Origin of the sequence: Halorubrum distributum JCM 10118, assembly GCF_000337335.1 — an archaeon.
GTDB lineage: Archaea > Halobacteriota > Halobacteria > Halobacteriales > Haloferacaceae > Halorubrum > Halorubrum distributum.
In genome coordinates this window covers 1-15,087 of record NZ_AOJN01000001.1, presented here as the reverse complement: position 1 = coordinate 15,087, position 15,087 = coordinate 1, and the positions used below count along the sequence as shown (strand labels likewise).

The 15,087-nt window shown below is 57.8% G+C and carries 14 protein-coding genes; 4 read left to right on the top strand and 10 right to left on the bottom strand.

The features are described from left to right. The first annotated feature begins 106 nt into the window (after positions 1 to 106). A complete protein-coding gene (locus C466_RS00050) occupies positions 107 to 391 on the top strand; it encodes a type II toxin-antitoxin system HicB family antitoxin (protein ID WP_004595447.1) in 285 nt (94 codons plus the stop codon). Between the two features lie 4 nt (positions 392 to 395). Beyond that, positions 396 to 650: a type II toxin-antitoxin system HicA family toxin gene (locus C466_RS00045; protein WP_004599423.1), complete on the top strand. Its 255-nt coding sequence runs from the start codon at positions 396 to 398 to the stop codon at positions 648 to 650. Between the two features lie 465 nt (positions 651 to 1,115). On the opposite strand, the gene C466_RS00040 is transcribed toward C466_RS00045, so the two are convergent. Together C466_RS00040 and C466_RS00035 are read right to left on the bottom strand one after the other, a co-directional pair. After that, positions 1,116 to 1,871, bottom strand: coding sequence for a glucose 1-dehydrogenase (locus tag C466_RS00040; RefSeq protein WP_049908311.1), 756 nt, complete (start codon positions 1,869 to 1,871; stop codon positions 1,116 to 1,118). A 327-nt stretch (positions 1,872 to 2,198) separates the two neighbouring features. Then, positions 2,199 to 2,456: a hypothetical protein gene (locus C466_RS00035; protein WP_004595450.1), complete on the bottom strand. Its 258-nt coding sequence runs from the start codon at positions 2,454 to 2,456 to the stop codon at positions 2,199 to 2,201. Between the two features lie 28 nt (positions 2,457 to 2,484). Between C466_RS00035 and C466_RS00030 the strand changes: the two genes are divergently transcribed. After that, positions 2,485 to 2,742 (top strand): PIN domain-containing protein, encoded by a 258-nt coding sequence (locus C466_RS00030; RefSeq protein ID WP_004599420.1) that lies wholly within the window; start codon positions 2,485 to 2,487, stop codon positions 2,740 to 2,742. Between the two features lie 630 nt (positions 2,743 to 3,372). On the opposite strand, the gene C466_RS00025 is transcribed toward C466_RS00030, so the two are convergent. The 4 genes from C466_RS00025 to C466_RS00010 all read right to left on the bottom strand — a co-directional run bounded on the left by C466_RS00025 (position 3,373) and on the right by C466_RS00010 (position 8,759). Continuing rightward, a complete protein-coding gene (locus C466_RS00025) occupies positions 3,373 to 4,452 on the bottom strand; it encodes a hypothetical protein (protein WP_004595452.1) in 1,080 nt (359 codons plus the stop codon). Continuing rightward, the gene (locus tag C466_RS00020; RefSeq protein ID WP_049908312.1) at positions 4,449 to 5,555 is read right to left on the bottom strand and encodes a S49 family peptidase; all 1,107 of its coding nucleotides are present in this window, start codon (positions 5,553 to 5,555) and stop codon (positions 4,449 to 4,451) included. The genes C466_RS00025 and C466_RS00020 overlap by 4 nt, the downstream gene beginning before the upstream one ends. Positions 5,556 to 5,706: 151 nt before the next feature. Then, positions 5,707 to 6,837 (bottom strand): hypothetical protein, encoded by a 1,131-nt coding sequence (locus tag C466_RS00015; protein WP_049908313.1) that lies wholly within the window; start codon positions 6,835 to 6,837, stop codon positions 5,707 to 5,709. Positions 6,838 to 7,082: 245 nt separating this feature from the next. After that, on the bottom strand, positions 7,083 to 8,759 hold the full coding sequence (locus C466_RS00010) for a hypothetical protein (RefSeq protein ID WP_004595455.1): 1,677 nt from the start codon (positions 8,757 to 8,759) through the stop codon (positions 7,083 to 7,085). A gap of 401 nt (positions 8,760 to 9,160) precedes the next feature. Between C466_RS00010 and C466_RS16835 the strand changes: the two genes are divergently transcribed. Continuing rightward, positions 9,161 to 9,334, top strand: coding sequence for a hypothetical protein (locus C466_RS16835; RefSeq protein ID WP_167320819.1), 174 nt, complete (start codon positions 9,161 to 9,163; stop codon positions 9,332 to 9,334). Between the two features lie 61 nt (positions 9,335 to 9,395). On the opposite strand, the gene C466_RS00005 is transcribed toward C466_RS16835, so the two are convergent. From C466_RS00005 to C466_RS15560, 4 genes are all read right to left on the bottom strand, one after another. Then, positions 9,396 to 10,742, bottom strand: a complete 1,347-nt coding sequence (locus C466_RS00005; protein WP_049911493.1) for an RNA-guided endonuclease InsQ/TnpB family protein — start codon at positions 10,740 to 10,742, stop codon at positions 9,396 to 9,398. Between the two features lie 1,314 nt (positions 10,743 to 12,056). Next, positions 12,057 to 13,721 (bottom strand): hypothetical protein, encoded by a 1,665-nt coding sequence (locus tag C466_RS15565; protein ID WP_080510524.1) that lies wholly within the window; start codon positions 13,719 to 13,721, stop codon positions 12,057 to 12,059. Further along, positions 13,718 to 14,119, bottom strand: a complete 402-nt coding sequence (locus tag C466_RS16300; protein ID WP_152418540.1) for a hypothetical protein — start codon at positions 14,117 to 14,119, stop codon at positions 13,718 to 13,720. The genes C466_RS15565 and C466_RS16300 overlap by 4 nt, the downstream gene beginning before the upstream one ends. 192 nt (positions 14,120 to 14,311) lie before the next feature. Beyond that, the gene (locus tag C466_RS15560) at positions 14,312 to 14,671 is read right to left on the bottom strand and encodes a uracil-DNA glycosylase family protein (RefSeq protein WP_004595458.1); all 360 of its coding nucleotides are present in this window, start codon (positions 14,669 to 14,671) and stop codon (positions 14,312 to 14,314) included. Between the last annotated feature and the right edge of the window lie 416 nt (positions 14,672 to 15,087).

The following is a 15,087-nucleotide window of genomic DNA, read 5'->3' as shown; positions in this document are numbered from 1 at the left end:
CTCGGCCGCTAGTAGTTCGTCAAGCTCATGCCGAATACAGAGAGCGAATACAACACGATCCACTACACACACCAGATTTATTCGACTCCCAAGCCTCTCTAGAGTCATGAGTACACACATCGACGACCCCGGCGATGAGGAGCCCATACTGCCGGTCAACATTTCACTGTCTGTTGGCGAGAGCGGAGACGTGTGGATTGCTCGTGACGAAGACACCGGTGTCACGTCGCAAGGAAAGACCCGGGAGGCTGCGCTCGAAAACCTCGACGAGGCCGTCGCCGGCTATCACGGTGCTGGAGAGTCGCCGAGCGACGAGGAACTCCGTACGATGGGGATTAACCCGGAACAGAACAACTCTGGGTCACTGGACGAGTCTGACGTGTTCCAGTGACTGTATGGCAAAAGGAACGTTTTCGGGCAAAGAGATCGTGAAGGTGATGGTGAACAGCGGTATCTACGAGTGGGACCGAACGAACGGTGACCATGCGATACTCCGCTGGGAACCGCCTGCAGACCACGATTCGGACGCGCGTACTGTTCCGGTCCCTCTACACGACGAGGTCAATATGGGAACGTTGCGGAGCATCGCCGAGCAGGCCGGCGCAAAGGATTTCGACGAATTCTGTGCGTGGATCAAGCGTAACAGGTAGCTCATACCGACCTCTTCGGTCCAGTGATGACCGACTGCTGAATTGTAATTGTGGCGGCCATCCGTCTTTAGCTAATACTCACAGTAATACTATCTAGCCGTGATCTGCGGTCGAATTTCGCTCGTACACCTCGACAAAATGCCGAAAACACCAATCTTAGCGTTTCTAATCGCTTGTTTTCACGATGAACAGCGTCTCACCGGCTGGAATTGTCCTTCCCAACACCTTTAGTTATATTCTGAGCTTTGAATATTACTATCAGTCTTAGCTAAAGACGAATGTTGTGGCGGCAATGCGGGGTGGGAAGACACCGTAGTGCCGCCGTAAATAGCCGTATACGGGCTTCAAAGTCGAATTAAATCGCTATTTCTATTGTGTGAAACTCCCGGGAACTGGTGTATAGTATGAAAAAACACCCCCCACGGTGCCGCCGTAACGAAAGCCACCGCTGCGATATTTGTTCAGCTACTGAGCAAGCAACCCTCCGTCGACAATAATTGGCTGTCCCATCACGTAGGAGGAATCCTCAGAACAGAGCCAAACGACTGTATCGGCTATCTCTTCTGGCTCACCGAGGCGCCCTGCTGGGATACCCGCAGTAATGCGGTCCATCTCTTCGCTGTTGTCCTCTCCCGCCTGTTTGACCATTGGTGTGTCGATAACACCCGGACAGACAGCGTTGAACCGGATTCCATCTTTAGCGTAATCAACTGTTGCCCGCCGAGTCAGTCCAATAACACCGTGTTTGCTGGCCGCGTAGTGTGCGCTTCCGTTCGCACTCACACCAGCGACCGAGGAAGTGTTGACGATGGCGCCACCACCTCGTTCAACCATCTCTGTGATCTCGGCTTTCAGACATCGCCAAACGCCTTTCAGATTCACGTCGATCATCCGATCCCACTGTGCTTCGTCGTATTCAGCAAGGCGGGTACCCTCATCTGCGATGCCGGCGTTGTTGTGTGCGAAGTCAAGCCCGCCGTACTCGTCAAGCGCCGTCTGTACCATCGCGTCAACATCGTCAGAGTCGGTGACGTTTGTCTTGACGAACGTCGCTTCGCCGCCGTCACTCGTGATCATCTCAACCGTCTCGTGGCCACCCTCCTCGTCGATATCGGCGACAACGACGTTTGCTCCTGCTTCGGCAAACCGAAGTGATGACTGTCGACCAATTCCCGATCCACCACCAGTGACGACCGCAACTCCGTCTTGTATTCCGTTCATAATGTCTCCCACCACGTTGTTTCACGTGGAGTGTTAGTTATTAACAAACAATTATAATATACTTATCTGTAAGAGTTTATTCAGCATTGGCTGTATATCAACATTAACGAACACCAACTGGCGACTGTGCAGTGTCGAGACCTACAGCAGTGGCCAAGTGAAGACCAAGTACGCCCTCAGCGGTGAGGGAGAGTGATCGAAGTGCGCTGGCTGCTGTTGAGAACTTACTCTACGCGATGAATTTAGACAATAGTATAGAGTGCGTATAAATATGAGCAGTGAAAAAAATCTGTGCCAGTTTCACTCCCGTCGGAGTTGGTAGAACGCCTAGGCGCTCTTGTTGAGGATGGCGTCTTCGGCTCTCGGTCCGAAGCGCTGCGGTACGGCGCTCGACTGGTTGTTCGGGAGGAGCGCCTGAAGCGAGTCCACGACCAGCCTGTGGAGCGCGCTCATGAAGATCTCAAGGAGCGGCTGGAGCGCAAACGTGTGTCTTGATCTGAATGTCATTCTCGCCGAACTGAAGGAGGACGACTGACTCGCCAGCGAGGCCGATCTGGAGACGATAGATACCCCGAAAACGTCCATCGCTACCGGCATCGAACTCCAGTACGTGATGGAAGACGAATGGCCACGTGATCGGGTCGTGCGCGCTTATCAGGAGATCGCCGACTTGGGAATTGAGATGATCCCGCTCGGGGGCGATGCGTTAGATGCCGCCGCCAAACTGCGGTCGCAGTACGACTCGTTGAACATCTTTGACGGCGTCCATTTCGGAACCGCCCAGACACTTGATGATCCTATCGTCTCCACAGACACGCTCTATCCTAATATCCCCGAAGTGGAGAGTATCGACCTGAGGGATCTTGAGTAGCTGTTCTCGCACATGTAGAGGCAGTCGTCGCTGCCCATCTCCACGCCGGGCAGCTGCGTGGGCGTGTTGGAGTCACGGCCTTGCGACTTGTTTTTTTTTTTTTNTGTAGAGGCAGTCGTCGCTGCCCATCTCCACGCCGGGCAGCTGCGTGGGCGTGTTGGAGTCACGGCCTTGCGACTTGTTTTTTTTTTTTTTTCACCCAATTCTCACAGAATGCCCCGAACGACGGGTAGGCGACGTCGAGGTCGCGTTCCTCGAAGGTCTTCCAGGTCGCTTTTCGACACGCGCTCACCTAGGTGGTCGCATAGATACTCGTAGAACGCCAGCACGGTCTCCCCACGCGCCTCGTATTTCGGTCCGCTCCCCGACGGGTCCGAAGATTGAAGGAAATCATCAGCGTCCTCCTGCGCCGGCTCGGCGGTTTCCTGTTCTATTAGAGGTTATGGAGCGTTTCGGTGTACCGGGTGTTGGTAGGGGTCTCAGTAGCGCTTTTCACTGAATCGCGTTTTAGTATGGCGGTACTGTTTCTACAATATGAACAAGGCGAGTGTCCTGAGGCTTGACCCCGAGGCGGTTCATCAAAACTCACGGCAAAATCAACTCGACCGCGGCGTTACGGATCGGCGTTGACTACGCGGTCGCGTTGCCGGATGGGTCAGTCTCGTTGCCCGACGGCTCCGGTGGTTCAGGTGGCGGCGTCGTCCCGCCCGGTGGGACCGTTGCCCCCGGCGGAACTGCCCCACCCGGACCGGCTCCCGGTCCAAATGACACGTCGGGGTTCGGTCCGGTCACGAGGAAGTCCGCGATGTTGCCGATCAGCACGCTGTTGTCGGCGCGGCCGGCATTCTCCGGTTCGAGGAAGCTCGAGTCCCCGAACACTGCGAGTGAGTCGCTACGGACTGCGACACCGTAGGAGCCGGTCTCACGAGTCGTTGACAGTTGTGACGTCTTCGCGGTGGTGAACGTTGTCGATCCACCGGCCACGCCGATCGGCGCGGCGCCGCGGAAGACTGCCTCCTCAACGCCTTCCGTCAGCGACCCCGAGCCGGTCGGCTCGCCGAGTACGCTGAGGTAGTTCGCGTCGTTGTGCTCCATGTCGTATACGTACCCCGCCTTACCGTAGACGCCAAACGGCGAGCCGAAGTCGGTAAGCGCGCCGGTGCCGCCCGGATCGCTCGTCACAAGCGTCCGACCGCCGGCTTCGACGAACGACTCGACCGCGTCGGCGTCGGTCGCCGACAGCGCGCTGGGACTCGTGGTGACGAACGCGTCCGCGTCCGAGAGCAGCGATGGCAGCGGTTCCGCGCCGAAGGCCCCACCGTAGAACCGGACCTCATGGCCGTTCTCGACGAGCGCTGCGGTCAGCGGTGCGACACCGCGCCGGACGCCGCCGAGGGACCCGATGTCCGCTTCCGTGGGCGCGTCGCCGTCTTCGATTGGGAGGATCGACGTGCCGCCGCCGAGTCCGCTCGCTCCGCTGCTGAGGTGAACGACAACGGTGTTTGACGGTTCGGAGCTCTCCATTTCGACCTCGCCGCCCTCGCTGACGGTCTCCGGCTCGACCGTGTCCAACTGCCAGTGGTCGTCTACGACGGCGTCGGTCTCGGGCGATCCGCCGTCGAGGACGACGCCGCCGACGGCGGCGACGCCGACTACCGCGAGGAAGACCAGCGCGAACGCGCCGACCGTCGTTCGCAGGTCGACGTTCATTCGCCGTCACCCCCGTTGACCGTGGCCGTGTCGTCGATCATCGCGTCCGCTGCGTCGCCGTCTGCAGGTACCTGTCCGGTGTAGCTCGTCATGATCACGTCGTCGCCGACTGTTTCGTCCCATGCCTGCGGCGCGACTGCGAGTATCAGCCCGTCGCCGAATTGCTTTTCGGAGCCGTCGACGACGACGACCGTACCGTCGTCTTGTTCCAACAGCGGAATGCCGCCGGAGATGCGGCTCTCGGTGCGGCGGGTGTCGACCGCGTAGTCGTCGAGTCCCGCCTCGCTCGCAGCGTCGGCGACCGCGCCGTCGACGAACCCAAACCGGTCGGCGAAGCCATTCTCAACTGCCTCGGTGCCGAGGTACGCGTCGGCGTGGGCGATCGCCTCGCGGTCGAGTTCGATCTCCTCCCCGCGCTGTTCGAGCACGTTCTCCAAGAAGAGGTTCGCGAGCGTCTGTCGGCGCTCGCGTTGGGTGTTCGGGTCGCTCCCGCGTTTGTCCGGCCCGGTCGTTCCGGCGTTGGGTCCGCTTGGGGCCGGTGCGGTGCCGGCGACGCCGACGCTGCCAACCGCCTGCGCTGAGGGCGCAACGTAGATGCGGTCGGCCGGCGCGATCGCGAGGTAGGCGCCCGACGCGCCGAGCGTGTCGACGGCGGCGTAGACGGGCATCACCGACGCGGTGCGGTCGACCGCGGCGTACATCCGTTCGCTCTGTGCGGGGAGGCCGCCTCCGCTGTCAACCTCAAGGACAACCGCTTCGATTGAGTCGTTCGTGCGGGCGTCGCGGAGGTTGTCCTCAACGTGTTGGGCCGTCGCTGAATCGATCGTCCCGTCGATTTCGACCACAGCAACCGTTCCGTCGGGACCCGTCACGGCGCCGTACACGCCAGGTGCGACCAGCAGCCCCGCGGCCACCGCGAGGATTACCGCGACGCCGACCGCGTGTCGCGTCTTGATCCGATCGAACCCCGTCGCGCTCGTGTCTCCGGAGGCCGATCGCTCGGCGGTCGGCGGCGAGCGCGCGTCGGTCGACCGATCGTCCGCCGCGGCGTTCGCGTCGTCGGTGTCGTCCGGTGTTCTCGACGGCGAGTCGTCGGAACTCATCGATTCGTCCTCGTTCGGTGCCGCGGTCGCGGCGTCGTGTGCTGTATCGTCGTCATCGTGGATTCGCATGCGCGTTTGTCCGTCGATACGTCTGTACCTCTATCGCGATCGGCGGTGTCGTGGTAGACGCCGCCGCGGTCGTCGCCGCCGCTCACGCGTCGGTCACCTCGATCGGGTCGCCCACGGCTGCGTCGAGCAGCGACGCGTGGGACGCGAACAGCTCGCTCTCGGCGGCGGCGTCGACGATCACGGTCCGCCCGTGTCGGGTGACGGCCGCGTCCGACAGCGAAGTCTCTCCCTCGCGGGCCGCCCTTGCGATCGCCTCAGCTGTCTCCCTGTCAAGTCGACGAGGGTCCGCAACCGCGCCGTACCGCAACGCGACGCTCGGACCGTCTGAGCCGCCGCCACCGTCTCCGGGCGCGCCGCCGCTTTCGGACCCCTTGTCGGTCACACGGAGTGACGCTCCAACTGCGGCCGACGCGTCGACCGCGGTTCGGAGCTCGACCGGCGCGTCGGCCAGCAGACTCCTGAGATATTCCCGGGCGTCCGCTCCCAGATCGACACACACTGTCGCGTCGCCGTCGAGCAGGGGCGGAAGCGACCCGAAGCTCGCAGTCGTTCCTGCCCGACGCCCGCGGCCACCGTCGAGTCCAGCGTCGCGGTGTGTCGCGGCAACCGCAGGCGTTGGGCCGTACGCCACCACGAGTTCATCCGCCGCAACGGCGACCGCCGACCCCTGGTTCTGCGCTCGGAACCGGGCGAACCCGGAGTCGTCTTTCACCTCGCGGGCCACATCGGGGTCAGCGTCGAGTTCCCCAGCGAGCTCCGACGCGTTGATGTCACCGACAGCGACCGCGCACCCCTCTGGTCCTTTCTCGGTGAGCGCCGCGCTTCCGGCCGCCTGTCGCACGCCGTCAAGCGACACGCTCTCGTACCGATCGAGGAGGCGTTTAACTCGAGCCCCGATCCCACTTGGGAGCCCGGTCGCTGTCAGGACTGCCGGATCGATCCGGCCCGTCACGACGGTGTCGACGGCACTTGACGTGGTTGCTGCCGGGTCGTAGCTTCCGGCGGCGACCGCGGAGCGTGGCCTATCGGATCCCAGGCCGGCCTGGTCGCTCTGCGTCTCTCCGTCCGACTCGACGGTGGCCTCGGTCGAGCCAACCGCGAGGGACGAGTCGGGCGGCGGTTCGGAGGTCAGAGCGTCGATCTGTCCACCGATTCCAAACCCAGTCGCTGCGAGCGCGGCTACGCGCTTCGCGAACGTCCGTTTGGAGGGCATCATTTCAGGTGACTGCTGACAAGTAATAATACTACCGAGTGGCAACGCGGTGAATCGCCTCGGGGTCAATCCCCGTGGTATTCGCCTTGACCGCTGATAAAGAGAAGCCTCGCGCTTTAGCGCGAGGATGATGTCAACTCGACATGCGCTGTGGCTTAATTTCGGCGGTTGTTGCCCTGTTATCGGCTTCGTCCCCGCCGTGAAGGCGAGGCTTTCGCCTCGAAGTTCCGTATGCGCAACTGTGTCTAGCTTCCTAGCGCTCTAGCGGTCGCGTTCTCTGTGCCAGCAGTGCTGTTTGTTGGTGTCCGGATCTCGACCGATTCGTCGTCGTACACTGTCATTGTCTCGATCACAGTGCCGTTCTCAGCAACTCGCTGGACGATGACTGTCGGCGTCCCCGCAGTCGTGTCAGTTGGGTCCGTCTCTGTGGGTGTCTCAACTGGGGTCTCCCCTCTGAGGAACTGAGTGATTGCGTCAGTCTGTTCAAACGAATCCACATCACCGGACCGTGCGTCGACAAACGCGACGTATGCGATCCCGCTGTTGTCCTCGGGGACGACGCGTACTTGCCAGTACTCTCGATCGTCGATGACTGTGAGGATCGGCTCGGCCGGCGTAAAGCGGTCCCAGTCTGTCTGTGGCGCTGATTGTCTCACGAGGTCCGCTGCTCGCTGTGGGCCGAACAACGAGTCGTCCGGTACGTAGCGTTCGAAGGCTCCGCTTTGGCCGTCGATCGTCCACAGTTCCTGAAGTCCCTGTGCGTTGCCGTACGGTTCGACGGCGACAACGTATTGCGGACCTGACTCAGAGAGGATAAAGAACGGCTGGTCATTTTCGTCTCCGGGGAGCGGTGCGATCTCGATTTCGTCTTCGTGACTGGTGTAGGTGTTGAGAATTCCGTTGCGGTACTTCGTCGCAGCGACCGACTGAAGCGCCAAATTCTCAGGGTACAGCTGCTGATTGTCGAGAATTGGGCTGGCTGTAGCCTCGGAGGGAGAGAGCGTTTCGATCGACCCGCTTGGATCGATGATGGCGACGCCTCCCCACTGTGGTGTAGAGTGCGGAAGCGGCGTCAGGTGGAATGTTGGTTCCGAGTACGGGACGGCGATATATTGGGTATCGTTGTGAATGACCATCTTGGGGTCACCGTAGTCAACGAGATATGGCTGCGATTTGAGGAGTTCCCACCGGTAGTTTCGGTGGAAGATCGTTCCGACGCCGGTTTCGAGCTCGCCATCAACGGACCGTACATTCGCCTGCTGGGTTGTCATATCGACGAGGACGGTCCCGGCCTGTCGTTTGGTAATCGTATTAAAGAGGCCATCCGGAGCGAGCGGTGCCGCCCAGTAGGGAGTCCCGTTCACCACGCTAATGTCTGTGTCACCGACGCGGTACTGCGGCCGATTGAGCGTGTTCGATGCGTACCGATCGGCAACCGCTCGCGTGACGATACGTGGATTATCGGCATCAACATCGTCGAGTCGCTCAACGGTGGCTGCCTGACTCATTGTCTGGTCGCTCAATGTGACGCCGGCAACTGCGTTGGCGATGGGCATCAGCGCAAACGCAGTGATCACGAGGACGACTACCCCGACACGAAGTGGGGTAATCGTGTGGTCATTGCTGGTGAGCGCGTTGACGACCGTCTCAACGCCACCACCCGCCCGTGCGGTGGCCCACGCAGCGATGCTACCGGTAACGATACCAAACAGCAGTAGCGGCGTCGTGTATACCGCGTAGATGAGTCCATGGAGCCACGGTCGGAAGAACCACCCTATGGCAACAGCAACGATTCCAACAATACCAAGCGGAATCCACGGTGGGGACGACTCGTGCTGATCCGAGTCGTCTGGTGGCCAGTCGGTGAGCTCATCATCGGATGACTGTTCGTCTGGATCGTCGGATGGAGGGCGTGTTGACATTGATCTGGATCGTGAGGTTATGGCTCTGAAACGTGTATGTGTGGAGCCATGAGTTACTCAACTCGAATCCGCAAGTAATCAGGGCAACTCGCCGATTGAGAGAGGGAACCTAATGGAACCACAAGATGGAGTGATTTCTACCAGCAAATAAATATTGTACAACTGACTTCGTTGGAATCTCATCCTTCTAACAGAAGATAGGCTGAAACAGCTGGTAGCTGAGGACTGTATCTGGACCGCCTTCACGACAAACTACAGCGATAGGAGTCACGATTGACATCCGCCTCGCGCTGAAGCGCGAGGCTTTCTCCTTGTACTCCCGTAAGAGACAGATCCGACGCCGCAGTTACCCTCGTTGCTTCTTATAAACATTTATTTGTGATCTGTTACAGATTAAACTGATGCCCTCTGTACTCGAACGACCGGTGTTTCACTACGGAATTCCGTTCATCAACGCCGCGATTATCGCTGTAATCGGGTTTACCGTGTTTAGTGGCGTAGCGCGTCTGTTCGCACTCGCACTCGCCGGTCTCGAGGTTGTTGTGGTCCCACAGATACTGAAACGCGCAGCGTAGCTTAACCTACTCGCCGCCGAGTGGATATCCGCCACAAGTCAACTACCCCACCCTACTTCGCTCAGTCTACTGACTTCGCTCGTTGAGGGTGGGGCTTGTCCATGAACTCGGCCTCGAACCCGTCCGGGTGGGCGGTGAATCCGCCACTTGGCGTCACCGTTCCAGACTTCAGGGCGAGTTGACTGTCGCCCGTCCGCCGAGACGACTGTTGGCCTCGACGGACATACCGCATCCCGATGTTCTTCGCCGCGTTGTAGTCTGCGTTCGCTTCCGACTCACACTTCACACATCGAAAGTCGTTGCGAGTTCGGCGATTCTCGTCTGCCGTGAATCCACATTCGGCGCACCGTTGCGACGTGTACGCTGACCCAACTTGCTTCACCGAGATACCGACTGCTTCGGCTTTGTACTCCACTTGCTCGTACAGCGTTCGGAACGCCCACTTGTGTCCCCACGACGCTCTCGTACGGTCGCGGATATTGGTTAGGTCCTCGAACGCGATCACGTCGCACTCGTACCGGAGCGCTTCCGAGACGATAGCGTTGGATGCTCGGTGGAGTACATCCCGAACGTAGCGAAGTCCACGGCCGCTCGATCGTTCGAGCGTCCGGTGGGCACTCCTCGTCCCGGTCTGTTGGAGTCCGGCGCGTATCTTCTCGAACTCGCGGAGGTTGTGAGCCAACTCCCGCCCGCTGAAGAAATAGGCAGTGCTTGTGACGGCGAGGTTTTCGATACCGAGGTCGACCCCGAGGACCGTCCCGTCCTCGGCGGTGTTCCGTTCGGTGTCGGTCTTCGGTCGGCGAAAGCCGATGTGCAAGAGGTAGTCGCCGTCACGGACGGTGAGCGTGCTTTCCGTGACGCTCCAGTGGTCGGAGTCGAGATACTGCCGTTGGTAGCCATCGTCGGCGTCGGGAAGGGCGAGGTCGCACCGGACGCGACTCTCTGTGGTGGAGAGCGACACCATATCATCATCAAATACCGTCATGGTCCGGGTATCGTATTTCACCGTGGGTGCGGTGAAGGTGGGCTTACTCNTGGTGGAGAGCGACACCATATCATCATCAAATACCGTCATGGTCCGGGTATCGTATTTCACCGTGGGTGCGGTGAAGGTGGGCTTACTCACCTTCTTGTCCTTCGCCTTCCGTTCGATACAGCCGGTGATGGCTTGTGCGGCTTGATGGGTGGCGAGAATCGCGTGCTGACTTCCGAGGTCGGTGTGTTCGCGCACGTCGTCGTATGCGAGGGGCTGTACGTCGCTTTTCGCGTTGTATTTGCCCCACGCCATGTCCGTGGCGAGTTGGCATCCACGCTTCCACTCGGAGATTGTGTCTTCGAGGAGGTCGCGTTGCTCGTCTGTCACTTCAAGACGAGTGATTGCCGTCCGACGCACGTAGTCGTCTGCCACGTGTTCAATGTGATCAATAGGCTACTTATAGGTTGGTGTTTGCGACCAACACAAACGCGCTCCTCCCCTCCCTACTCGTTCCCTCCGGTCGCTCCTTGAGGAAGGGGACTCCGCGCTACCGCTTCAGTTGAGGATTTCAACAGAGCCTCTTACCGATACGAGTTCGATACCGACGGAGCCAGTCGTGATCGCGGCGATCGTTATCGATGCGATTCAAAAAAATTGAATCACCGACATAAGCCCGATTCACGACACGATTCCTTGGGTGTAGATATGTGCGTAGGCGCTTGTCAACACGATTGAGAGTAGTTCATTAACACTCGATGAGATGAGGCTCAAAACGGGGTTCAACGAGGCCAGACTCATCCTCATCTTGAGGAGATATGTTGGGAGAAAGAAGCTAGCTACACTTCCAATAGCTATCACCCTGATAAGCACGAATTTTCATCGGTAGTTCGTCGTGATGCGCCAACTTACTCGGGATGAATCACAAATTATTCAATACCGACTCACAATCTGACGAGTGGGACCATAGGTCCCTGACGAGAGCGGACCCATTCCGCCCACATCACGGGTCGGCTCTCAGAAACGCCGCTCTCTATCCATACCCGTCGGCCCACCCAACCCCGACGTGAGGGCGGCGCAACACGGGGCCGGTTGACATGCCCGGCTCCGCAATCTTCGATGACTCGTGCTCCTTGTGCGGACGATGAGTCTCAGTCAAGATCAAAAATTATTTCAAGAGTTTGTCCACTATGGCTCAGTAGGGACAATTGGTCCCTGATGAGAGCGAGGTTGCTCCCTCCGCTCTCGTTCGATCTGCCCTCCCCCATCCAATCGCCTGCCCGCGAATCCAAGGGTAGATCAACGCGATCCGGGTTGCCATCCCCGGCATCGCATTCTGATCTGAACGGCCCTGTTGGGATCCTCGATTAGTGATATGTTCTTGGAAACATCCTGAACACAGAGCGTGAATGTAGTGCGAACCGAGGCCAATCTTCGAGAGCGGACGGATACCGAAAAAAAGGGAGACTACAAGCCCAAATATCCCAGCGCTCGGGATCCCCCCACTTTCAGGCGGAGTTGATGTCAACAAAGGTCTCTCACACTCAAGCGGGAATCGCTCAGTACAGAGAATTTATCGACCGGCTGTTTCAGGTGAAGGTCTATCTGACGAATGGGATTTCAACAGAGCCCCCCAACGACACTAGTTGCGATTTCACTTCGATAGAATATGTTGTAAAAATTCACTACTTAATGATTGGGAATCACTAATTGTATAAAGTAAATCACAAGATCCTAGAGTATGAGCAGTTATATATCAACATCTTGTTGTGCTGTGTTACCTGCTTCATCAGTCACAGTAACACGAACGTAATCAGCAGTACTACCACCGGGGTTGAGATTGTCAGTTTCGCCAGCTGCTGCTCCACCAGAGATTCCCGAATCTGATATTGAATCAAGTTCATTATTCGAAGAATCCCGCAACGAGAATTCTATCTGAGCTAAATCAGAATCGGGGTCCGACACATCGTACGTCACTTTATATTGTCCGGATCCCCCGGGAGATTGAGTACTAAGACTATTTATAACTGGGTCGGAACCCCCACTGCCGCCGCCCTCGCTGTTTGGCGTGATAGTAAACGTCTTCGTCTCGGTTCCGCCGCTCGCTGGCTGGTACGTAATCGTGATTTCCACGTCCTCACCGCTCATGTCGACAGATGAAAAGCCGTTAGTGAACTCATAGAGGTAGAACGTGGCCGTTGCGCCGTCCGAAAGTTGTGCGTTCCCGTTATTAGTGAACCCGTCGGTGTCTAGATCGACAGTTTTCGGAAGGGCGGTTCCATCATTGTAATCAACGTAGGCATCGGCCAAGTCCGCGGCAACGTATACCTCACTCGTCACGGGTTCGCCATTCGGTAATCCGTCGTCGCTGAGGTCACTAATGGTGCTGTCCCTCGGTGCTACTCTGACATCAGTGATCGTGACATCTTCGCCAACGCGGTTCGTGACCGAGAAGTTTACCCCACCAGCGACAGCATCGAGATCGTTGCCGTCGTAGGCCACGGCATCGTTCTGGTAGATTAGCTCTTCAACCACCGGGGGCTTGTTCTCGCCGGGTGGCCCACCAATACGTGCATTGCTGTTCTGAACTGGCTCTTCAGGTACTTCCTGTACGCCGACAGTATCGATAGTTAGACTGCTGGTGGTTGTCTCAAGCGTTAGGTTGTGGATCCCGTCGTCGTTTGCGTCGTCTGTAACGCTATACTTATTATTTGAAATGTCTGTACTGTTCCAGTACTCTCCATTGCTCAACCGCGTTGGAACAGTAACATTTAGCTCAGTTTCGGGAATGTCGCCAATAACACTTTCAGCTGGACGGAGTTCGAGAGTGACTTGGCCGGTCCCGCTTCGGCGAAACTCATTTTGGAGAGCCGTAATTTGTACCTCACCGTCGCTATCGACAAGGTTCTGATCTTCAATTACTGCGATTCCACCGCCCTCGTCACGAGCATCAAGGTAGAGCACGGACGCATCATACCAAGTCGGGGAGCGATCGAGTTCATTGTATCTTGGTTGGTACTCAATAAATCGTGTTGGGATGGTCTCGATCACCGTTCCGTTAGATTCGTATGCGATTGTGATCGGATATGATTTGCTGGTTCGTATTGTCCCAGCCGGCGCAGGAGGATTTATACTGAATACACGGGTTGAATAGACAGTACCCAGTTGAACCGTCTGATACTGTGGCTGATCGATGCTCCCTGCTTGTAGAATCCCTGCTCTTAGCTCAACGAGGTCATTACGGACCTCCCCAGAGTGTTGGAACTCAGTCTCCGCGTTCTGCTGTGGAACGACTTCTACCTGGTACAGTGAAAGCGCGATAATCAAAAACCCAAACAAAATAACGACCCCGATGACTGACGACACAGCACGATTGTCGTCTATCGCTGATGTGCCGATTGGGTGGTCACTCATTGTGGACTCACCTGAACACGTTGTGTATCTTCTACCGACGGCCAAATGGCTAGTCGAATATCTGCAGGGCTGGGAATGATATAGAGGAACCAGTACGCTGTCATAAGATAATGGAGATAATACGGATCGGCGATTTTAATCTGTTGCCAAATTCCAGTTTGCATAGCAATGGCAGCAGCCACGCTGCCGACAAATAGAGGGGCAAGTGCAATCATCCGAAGTGTGGCCTTTGCTGGCAGCCTCTCAAAATCCAGACGAAGTCGGAACGGGACCCATGAAGTCTGTTCAATCGAAATCGGGCAGGCAATCCGGGCAACTGCGAGGTGGGTCAGTTCGTGGAGTCCCACCGCAAGAACCGGGAAACAGAGAGCAAGAAAGATTGCTTGAACTTCAGCCATACCAAGTCACTATTTGCTAAGCATTTAAATCTGGTACTGAGATTTGACGTCCGTGATAATCGGCTACAGTGCCAGATTTCGGGCTTGCGGCCCCTATCTCGACATGTAGTCCGCCCAAACACGTGACTGCCCACAATCAGTTGAGTCGCTATCCCATATTGAGACGATGCGTGTCACGCTCCGTCGTTTTCGCTACTGGCGTTCGAGAAGTTCAAGCGCCTCGCTAAGTCGTGAGATGTACTCGTCGGGTGGAAACCGCCACCAGACCTGTCCACTCATGTGAGCTAGCGGGAGTACGTGGGTGTCGATCGGATCGGAGATCCGGTGGAGTGTCCCATGGATGGACATAATGCTCTCCGGGTCGGCGTCGGTATCCACGACGAGTTCGGGCGCAGTCGAGCGTCGGAGTGCCGGCCACGCGTTTCCGCCGAAGGTGATCACAAGATCCGGATCCAACGCTCGGAGTTCCCGTTCGAGGAGGTGTTGATACGAGGCGTCGCTCCCAACGCGGCTGCTGGTTCGGATCGCCGGACTGGTTCCGGGTGTCGCCACCTCAAAGCAGGCGGCCGCCGAACGCCTCCAAACGCTTCTGGTGGAGCCGACGTACGGCTCTGTGAGTGGGCAATATATTGGCAGCGATGGCCCCGCAGATCCCGCACCCGAGGCGATGAACCAGGCGGTGCGACGGCGGCTCTGGGAAATGAGTGCCGAGCTGGTCGGTATTACATCCGACTGGCCGACGCCTAGTACCAACTGAGGTACGCTCACCGTTAGCATTGGTGACGATCACGTATCCCTGTCGTTGTCCAAATCGAAGAGACAGAAGCTCAGTACAACTCAGCAGTTGTACTCATTCCACTTCCTCTGTGAAGTGTCCTATCGCTCTTCTGTAGGAGATTGTTGATACTGCTGAGCTGCTGCTGTCGAGTCGAAGAGGACAAGGACACCGCGTCAGCGGTGTCCGACAC

Coding starts and splice junctions, on each gene's coding strand:
- C466_RS00015 (WP_049908313.1), bottom strand. CDS start 6,837: ATGCCCTCCAAACGGACGTTCGCGAAGCGCGTAGCCGCGCTCGCAGCG.
- C466_RS00025 (WP_004595452.1), bottom strand. CDS start 4,452: ATGAACGTCGACCTGCGAACGACGGTCGGCGCGTTCGCGCTGGTCTTC.
- C466_RS00010 (WP_004595455.1), bottom strand. CDS start 8,759: ATGTCAACACGCCCTCCATCCGACGATCCAGACGAACAGTCATCCGAT.
- C466_RS16300 (WP_152418540.1), bottom strand. CDS start 14,119: ATGGCTGAAGTTCAAGCAATCTTTCTTGCTCTCTGTTTCCCGGTTCTT.
- C466_RS00045 (WP_004599423.1), top strand. CDS start 396: ATGGCAAAAGGAACGTTTTCGGGCAAAGAGATCGTGAAGGTGATGGTG.
- C466_RS00030 (WP_004599420.1), top strand. CDS start 2,485: ATGGAAGACGAATGGCCACGTGATCGGGTCGTGCGCGCTTATCAGGAG.
- C466_RS16835 (WP_167320819.1), top strand. CDS start 9,161: ATGCCCTCTGTACTCGAACGACCGGTGTTTCACTACGGAATTCCGTTC.
- C466_RS00050 (WP_004595447.1), top strand. CDS start 107: ATGAGTACACACATCGACGACCCCGGCGATGAGGAGCCCATACTGCCG.
- C466_RS15565 (WP_080510524.1), bottom strand. CDS start 13,721: ATGAGTGACCACCCAATCGGCACATCAGCGATAGACGACAATCGTGCT.
- C466_RS00040 (WP_049908311.1), bottom strand. CDS start 1,871: ATGAACGGAATACAAGACGGAGTTGCGGTCGTCACTGGTGGTGGATCG.
- C466_RS00020 (WP_049908312.1), bottom strand. CDS start 5,555: ATGAGTTCCGACGACTCGCCGTCGAGAACACCGGACGACACCGACGAC.
- C466_RS00035 (WP_004595450.1), bottom strand. CDS start 2,456: ATGGACGTTTTCGGGGTATCTATCGTCTCCAGATCGGCCTCGCTGGCG.